This is a genomic window from Mesorhizobium sp. B2-6-4 (genome assembly GCF_006441495.1).
Taxonomy (GTDB): domain Bacteria; phylum Pseudomonadota; class Alphaproteobacteria; order Rhizobiales; family Rhizobiaceae; genus Mesorhizobium.
The window spans coordinates 76,691-82,976 of the sequence record NZ_VFUE01000027.1 but is presented as its reverse complement, the minus strand read 5'-3'; the positions used below and the strand labels follow the sequence as shown (position 1 = coordinate 82,976).

General features: G+C 63.3%; 7 protein-coding genes. 2 read left to right on the top strand and 5 right to left on the bottom strand.

The annotated features are described in order from the left end of the window. Positions 1-61: 61 nt before the first annotated feature. A complete protein-coding gene (locus FJ426_RS28170) occupies positions 62-1,372 on the bottom strand; it encodes a PRC-barrel domain-containing protein (protein ID WP_140517892.1) in 1,311 nt (436 codons plus the stop codon). Between the two features lie 276 nt (positions 1,373-1,648). Here FJ426_RS28170 and FJ426_RS28165 point away from each other — a divergent pair, with 276 nt between their 5' ends. After that, on the top strand, positions 1,649-2,569 hold the full coding sequence (locus tag FJ426_RS28165; RefSeq protein WP_140500595.1) for a diacylglycerol kinase family protein: 921 nt from the start codon (positions 1,649-1,651) through the stop codon (positions 2,567-2,569). Positions 2,570-2,598: 29 nt separating this feature from the next. Here FJ426_RS28165 and FJ426_RS31550 read toward each other — a convergent pair whose 3' ends face one another. Further along, positions 2,599-2,772 (bottom strand): hypothetical protein, encoded by a 174-nt coding sequence (locus FJ426_RS31550; protein ID WP_181165417.1) that lies wholly within the window; start codon positions 2,770-2,772, stop codon positions 2,599-2,601. A 158-nt stretch (positions 2,773-2,930) separates the two neighbouring features. On the opposite strand from FJ426_RS31550, the gene FJ426_RS28160 reads away from it, so the two are divergent. After that, the gene (locus FJ426_RS28160) at positions 2,931-4,463 is read left to right on the top strand and encodes an HWE histidine kinase domain-containing protein (protein ID WP_224680335.1); all 1,533 of its coding nucleotides are present in this window, start codon (positions 2,931-2,933) and stop codon (positions 4,461-4,463) included. A 44-nt stretch (positions 4,464-4,507) separates the two neighbouring features. On the opposite strand, the gene FJ426_RS28155 is transcribed toward FJ426_RS28160, so the two are convergent. The 3 genes from FJ426_RS28155 to FJ426_RS28145 form a co-directional block, all read right to left on the bottom strand. Beyond that, a complete protein-coding gene (locus FJ426_RS28155) occupies positions 4,508-4,972 on the bottom strand; it encodes a hypothetical protein (protein ID WP_140561582.1) in 465 nt (154 codons plus the stop codon). A gap of 10 nt (positions 4,973-4,982) precedes the next feature. Further along, positions 4,983-5,309: a DUF883 family protein gene (locus FJ426_RS28150; RefSeq protein WP_140561580.1), complete on the bottom strand. Its 327-nt coding sequence runs from the start codon at positions 5,307-5,309 to the stop codon at positions 4,983-4,985. A 194-nt stretch (positions 5,310-5,503) separates the two neighbouring features. Next, entirely contained in the window at positions 5,504-6,265 is a 762-nt protein-coding gene (locus FJ426_RS28145) for a Crp/Fnr family transcriptional regulator (RefSeq protein WP_140561578.1), read from the bottom strand. Between the last annotated feature and the right edge of the window lie 21 nt (positions 6,266-6,286).

The window sequence follows — 6,286 nt, the reverse complement described above, 5'->3', positions numbered from 1 at the left end:
ACTGCCCTACTGCCCTACTGCCCTACTGCCCTACTGCCCTACTGCCCTACTGCCGTTGTTGCTATCTCACGATCATCCGCTGCTGCTCGCGGTTCTGCGCATAGCTGCCTTTGTCATAGGCGGCCTGGGCCTCGAGCTGCTCCTTGGTGAAGGTCGTGTAGAGATATTTGTTACCGTCCTTGTCGGTCATGAATTTCAAGTTGTCCATGCCGACGGCGACTTCCTTCTCGCCGACGCCGAGGAAACCGCCGACATCCACGATGACCGCGTCGGTCTTGTTGTCGGGCGTCAGCACGACATCGCCGATCTCGCCGACCTTGACGTCGTTGGCGCCATAAACTGTGGTACCCTTGAGATCGTCGCCCCTGACCTCGCCGACAGGCATTTCGGTCAGTTTGGATTTGTCGATCGCTGCGGTCTTCGTCTGGTCGGGAGCGGTCGCATCAGGCGTGGAGGCGGACGGGGCCTGCGCCGTCTTGTCCATCGGAGCCGTATTGGTTGTCGGCGCGACGGCCGGGGTGGACGCAGCAGGTGCGTTCGATGCCGTCGTGACCGGAGCCGGATCATAAGCCTTGCGGTTGAAGTCCGGCAATGCCTGCAGCTCTTCCTTGGTGGTTTGAGCCACCAGCCAGCGGTCGCCGTTTTTCTCGGCCCACTGGGCCTTGCCGAAATCATACGTGACGTTCTTCTCGCCGATGCCGAGGAAGCCGCCGACGCCGATGACCAGTGATTGCGCCTTGCCTTCCTTGGTCAGGACGATGTCGTTGACGTTGCCGATGTTCTGCGCATCGTCGCCGGTCCCGTTATAGACGCTCTCACCGATGATATTGGTGGCGAGATTGCCGTCGGCGCGCTTCACCGGTTCCGCCGGAGCCGCGTTCATGTCGACTGGCGCCTGGGCGGTATCGCTCGGCGCGGATGTGGACGGCGCCTGTGCGGCTGTCGATGCGGCCGGTGCCGGAGCATAGGGCTTGGTGTCGAACTCCGGCTGCGCCGTCAACTGGTCCTTGGTCGTCTGGGCGACCAGCCAGCGGTCGCCGTTTTTCTCCGCCCACTGCAGCTTGTCGTAATCGAACGCGACATTCTTCGTCCCGACGCCCAGAAAGCCCCCGACGCCGATGACTATGGATTTGGCCTGACCGTCCTTGTCGAAGACGATGTCGGTTACTTTGCCGATATTCTCGGCATTGTCGCCGGTGCCGTTATAAACCGATTCACCGATGATGTTGGTGGCGATGCTGCCCTCGGCGTGCACCACAGGAGCGGCGGGTTGCTCCGCGCCAGGCGCAGCCGGTGTCGGAGTTGTCTGCGCATGCGCGCCCGTCGCCACGAACATGGCAAGAGCAGTCGTGGCTAGAAGATTGCGGATCATGATGGTGTCTCCTCGTGCCTGATTTCATGCATGCCGCACCGGCCTCCGCCGTCACCGGCGACGGGCGAACGCGGCATTCGCCTGATCACAACGTCGTGACTGCGCCCATTGTTCCGACAAAAGCCAGGACGCATATTCTCCGCACACGCGGCCCGCAACTTGCGTGCTGCAAAGGGAAATTCGCCGCATCATCCGGAACCTTTTTGCCACTTGCGCCGTTCAGCCGACGGCTGGAGCTTCTCCGGCTCGGAGTTTTTTTGAGAACACGGAGGGGACATGCGGTTTGCGGCGGTGCTGAACCGGGACGGTGGCACCTTGCGCACCCTCGACCTGGATGGCTTTCGCGATCGCATGCGCGACCTGCTGGAGGCAGCAGGCCATTCCATCGATATCGACGTGGTTGCCGGCAAGGACATCGTGCCGGCATTGGACAACGCGGCTTCGCGTCGCGGCATCGACGTGGTTCTCGCCGGCGGCGGCGATGGCACGATATCGGCGGCGGCGGCGCGGCTGATGGGCAAGAAAAAGGCGCTGGCCATATTGCCCGCAGGCACCATGAACCTCTTCGCGCGCGGGCTCGGCATCCCGCAGACGCTCGATGCGGCTTTGCGATCCTTCGCCGATGGCGAGGTGATGGCGGTGGACATCGCCACCGCCAATGGCCGGCCTTTCGTGCATCAGTTCTCGATCGGCATGCACGCCAAGATGGTGCAGCTACGCCAGAACATGGAGTTCGGCTCCCGGCTGGGCAAGATGCGGGCATCCGCGAAAGCGGCTTGGCAGACGATCAAGAATCCGCCGGCGATGACGGTCACCCTGACCATTGGCGAGGCCGAGATCACGGCGCGAACCACCGGCGTCGGCGTCACCAACAACCTGTTTGGAGAGGGTCACCTGCCCTTTGCCGACAATCCGGCGGGCGGCGTGCTCGGCATTTATGTCACGGTCGCGCGGCAGCGCGCCGAACTGGTCAAGTTCTTCTTCAACGTCGCGCGTGGCAAATGGCGGGACAATGAACATGTCGAAATCCATCAGACAGAGCGGGCTGTGCTGAAGATCCGGTCGGCGGCCAGGAAATACCGCGCCGTCCTCGACGGTGAACTTATCAAGCTCGAGGACGAAATTACCATCGAAATCCACCCGGGCGCCTTGAACGTGCTGGTGCCGCGGCACGCCATGCGGGCAAAGGCGGCCTGATGCAGGGGCAGCCGACGAGGAACAGAAGACTAGCCGCTCGGAGCGCTGCCTTGTTCGGTGGTCGGGGATTTCGTGTACTCGCCGTAAATCTCGACGATGCCCCAAACGACAAAGGCCAGGAGAAGTCCCGCAATCAGGATCCGCAAGCCGTGCCAGCCCCAGTGTCCCTGACGCGCTTTGTTTTCAGGAATGGTCTTGGGCATAGCCGGCCTCGATGCGATGTGGACGCGTTGAGCGTCTCTGGCAAAACATCTTCGGGTAACGGTTCCTTGCTACGAAGGTTCCGCGTTTGGCCAAGCCCTTCGCCGGCAAGTCGGGAAGGCGAAGTCGGAGGGCTCGCGAGGAAGCGTCGGGGGCGCTGGTGAACAAGGCGGCGAAATTGGCGCCGGGCCTTCCGGCCGAAGTAATGCACGTCGTCAACGACGCCGGCCGGCTGGCCGTGCTGCACGGCTTGCAGGCGCTGGATACGATGACTGACGCCGACTTCGACGGCGTCAGCCGCCTTGCCGCGGCCGCCATGCGCGCACCGATCGCGCTGGTTACGCTCGTCGACGTCGAGCGGCAATGGTTCAAGTCGCGTGTCGGCCTGGACGAGATCGAGACCGCAACCGACATCTCCTTCTCCGCCCATGCGATTGCCGCGGGCGGCGAACTGATGGTGGTACCCGACGCGACCTTGGATCCGCGTTTTAAAGCCAACTCACTGGTCACGGGCAAGCATCACATCCGCTTCTTTGCGGGCGCGCCGGTGACCGTCGCCGGCGCCAGGATCGGAACGCTCTGCGTTTTCGACCGCAAGCCCCGTCCCTTTCCATCGCGCGTCAGGCTCGACCAGTTGAAGGCGCTGGCCGGCCTAGCCGCCAGCCTGTTCACGCTGAAGGATGCGACGCGCAGCGGCGCCATCGCCGAGGCGGCGCTGGTTCGCGAAGAAAAACGGCGCGCCATAGCGCTCGACGCGGCATCGCTTGCCAGCTGGGCCTGGGACATCCGCACCGACATGATCGAATGCGATGGTTTGCTGCCGGAATTGTTCAATCTGCCGCGATCGAACCGGTTGCGGGCGCGCGACATCCTGATGGCAATAGATCCACGCGACGTCTATCAAACCGAAACCCGCTTCCGCGACGCCTTGGCCGGCGGCGACGACTATTTCGGCGAGTACCGCGTGAAAGGCTTCCATCCACCCCGCTGGCTGGCGACGCGCGGCCGCGTCATCGAGCGCGATGGCGACGGCAAGCCGACGCTGATCTTCGGGGTCAATTACGACATATCCGAACGCAAGCTTGGGGAGGAAAGGCAAAGGCTGCTGCTTCGCGAACTCAATCATCGCGTCAAGAACACGCTGGCGACCGTTCAGGCGCTGGCGACGCAGACCGTGCGCCATGCCCGGCAGCCGAGCGCTTTCCTGGAAGCCTTCGGCGCCCGGCTCCAGGCACTCGGCATCGCCCATAATCTGCTGTCCGACCGGGAATGGCGCGGCATCGGCATCCATGAACTCGTCCAGATCGAGGTGAGGCCCTTCGACACCGCCGAGCAACTGCGCATGACGATCACCGGTCCCGATCTGTTGCTGTCGCCGGACCAGGCAGTGGGGCTGGGCCTGATCTTGCACGAACTGGCCAGCAATGCCCTACAATATGGGTCGCTGTCGGCGACATCCGGCAAGGTCGATCTGAGCTGGAAGACACAAGGCAGAAAAAGCGACCGGCGCCTTGTGCTGACCTGGCGCGAAAGCGGCGGTCCTGCGGTTGCCCCGCCCGAGCGGCATGGCTTCGGCTCGATCCTGATCCGCCGCAGCCTGGCCAAGGTCATCTCCAGCGAAGTGGCGCACGAGTTCCGGCCGGAAGGCGTCTTTGCCGAAATATCCATGCCGCTGGAGGATCTCTCCAAGTGACCGGCCCAGCTTTAATCCGGGCCCAGCCTTAATCCAGCTCAGCCTCAATCAGGATCGCCGCCAGCCGGCTCGCCGGGACCTGGTTTCACGTTCTCGCGGTAGATGGCATAGGCCGCCAACGCCACGGCGGGACCGAGAATGGCTCCGAGGCCGCCCTTTCCCTTGAGCAGCGCCGGCAGCGCGGCCAGCGCGGCGGTGACGCCGATTGCCGTCATGTCGGCCTTGCGCCGTTCTGCCCGGCGCCGTGCGCGGGAGCTGGCCGAGAAGCGATAGATCAGCAAGATCAGGCCCGCGATGATCAGAAAGCCCACGCCGAATCCCAACGCCGCCGCGAGCGGACCATAGCGGCCCGCAGCCCAGATATAGCCGGCCCCGATCAGGAAGCCAAGGCCGCACAGCGCCGCGAGCGCGGCAAGCGCATAGACGATTGCAGCCGTGCGCGCGCGGCGCATGGCTGCAACGGTTTCGCCCGAAGCCAGGCCCGAGACAAGGGAAGCCAGCAATCCCATTTGGGCGGGACTAGCGGCGCGCCAGGAGCGCGAACAGGAAGCCGACGCCAGCGGCGATCGCCAATGAAGTCACCGGCTTCTCGCGCACGCTTGCCGCTATCTGCGCCTCTATATCCCTAGTGTTGCTGCGCAGGCTGTCAAAGGCTGCCTCGCCTTGGGCGCGCAGATGCTCGACACCTTCGGCGGCGGCACGGCGGGCGGTGCCGTATCCATGCTCGCCTGTCTTGGCCAACTGCTTCGTAAGCTTGTCGATATCGGTCTTCAACTGCCTGATATCGGCTTCGAGATCCGAGTTCGCCCGCGCTTCGCCTGCGTTCTTTCCTGCGGCAGCTGCCATCGCTTAACTCCCTGTGATTGCTTTGGTTTCAACGCGCTGCATGTCTCAAGGTTCCGAGCCCCTCGGATAAACGGGCATGATCCCGCAAAGCGGGTGTCGGTTTGCCGAAAAGATCACGCTCAATCCAATGGATAGAGGCCATCCCGGTTCCATCGATCTGGACCCTAGCTCAAAACGGGTCCTCCTGCATCCGGTCAGATCAGCGGCCGCCGTTCCTTGCCCTGCCCCTCCCAGCCGGCAAGCTGCTTCAACCCTTCATGATCGATGATCTCGCAGCCGCCATCGCGCCAAGCGATCAGCTTGCGATCCATCAGCTTGCGAATCGTCTTGTTGGTATGGACCAAAGACAGGCCGAGGGTATCGGCGATGTGCTGCTGCGTGAACGCGATCCGGGTGAACCGCCCGCCATTGAGGCCAACGGCCTTGGCCCGGCTGCCGATGAAGGCGATGAGATAGGCGGTGCGCTCGATCGCGCTGCGGCGGCCGACGCTGAGCAGGTTCTCGTCCAGCATCCGCTCCTCGCGCGACGCGATCCAGGTGATGTCATAGGCCAGGCCCGGATGGTTGCGGAAAAGCTCATGCAGGGACTCCCGCTCGAACACGCAAAGCAGCATCGGCGACAAGGCTTCGACGGAATGCTGCATTTCGCCCATCACGCCGCCTTGCAGCCCGATGAGATCTCCAGGGACGGCGTAGTTGAGGATTTGACGGCGGCCATCCGACAACAGCTTGTAACGGAAAGCCCAGCCCGACAGCACCGTGTAGAGATGGGCGCTGCGGCGTCCTTCCACCAGCACCGTTGCGCCCTTGTCGACCGCGAGCTCGCCTTTCTTCAATTTGTCGATGAAGGCCAGTTCCGATCTCTCGAATTTGCGGAAACCCGGCAGGGGCCGCAGTGGGCAATTCTCGCAATCGTACCGGCGGCTGGAGGAAGCAAGGCCGTTCTGGATTGACATTTCGACCGCTCCTCGAGAGCC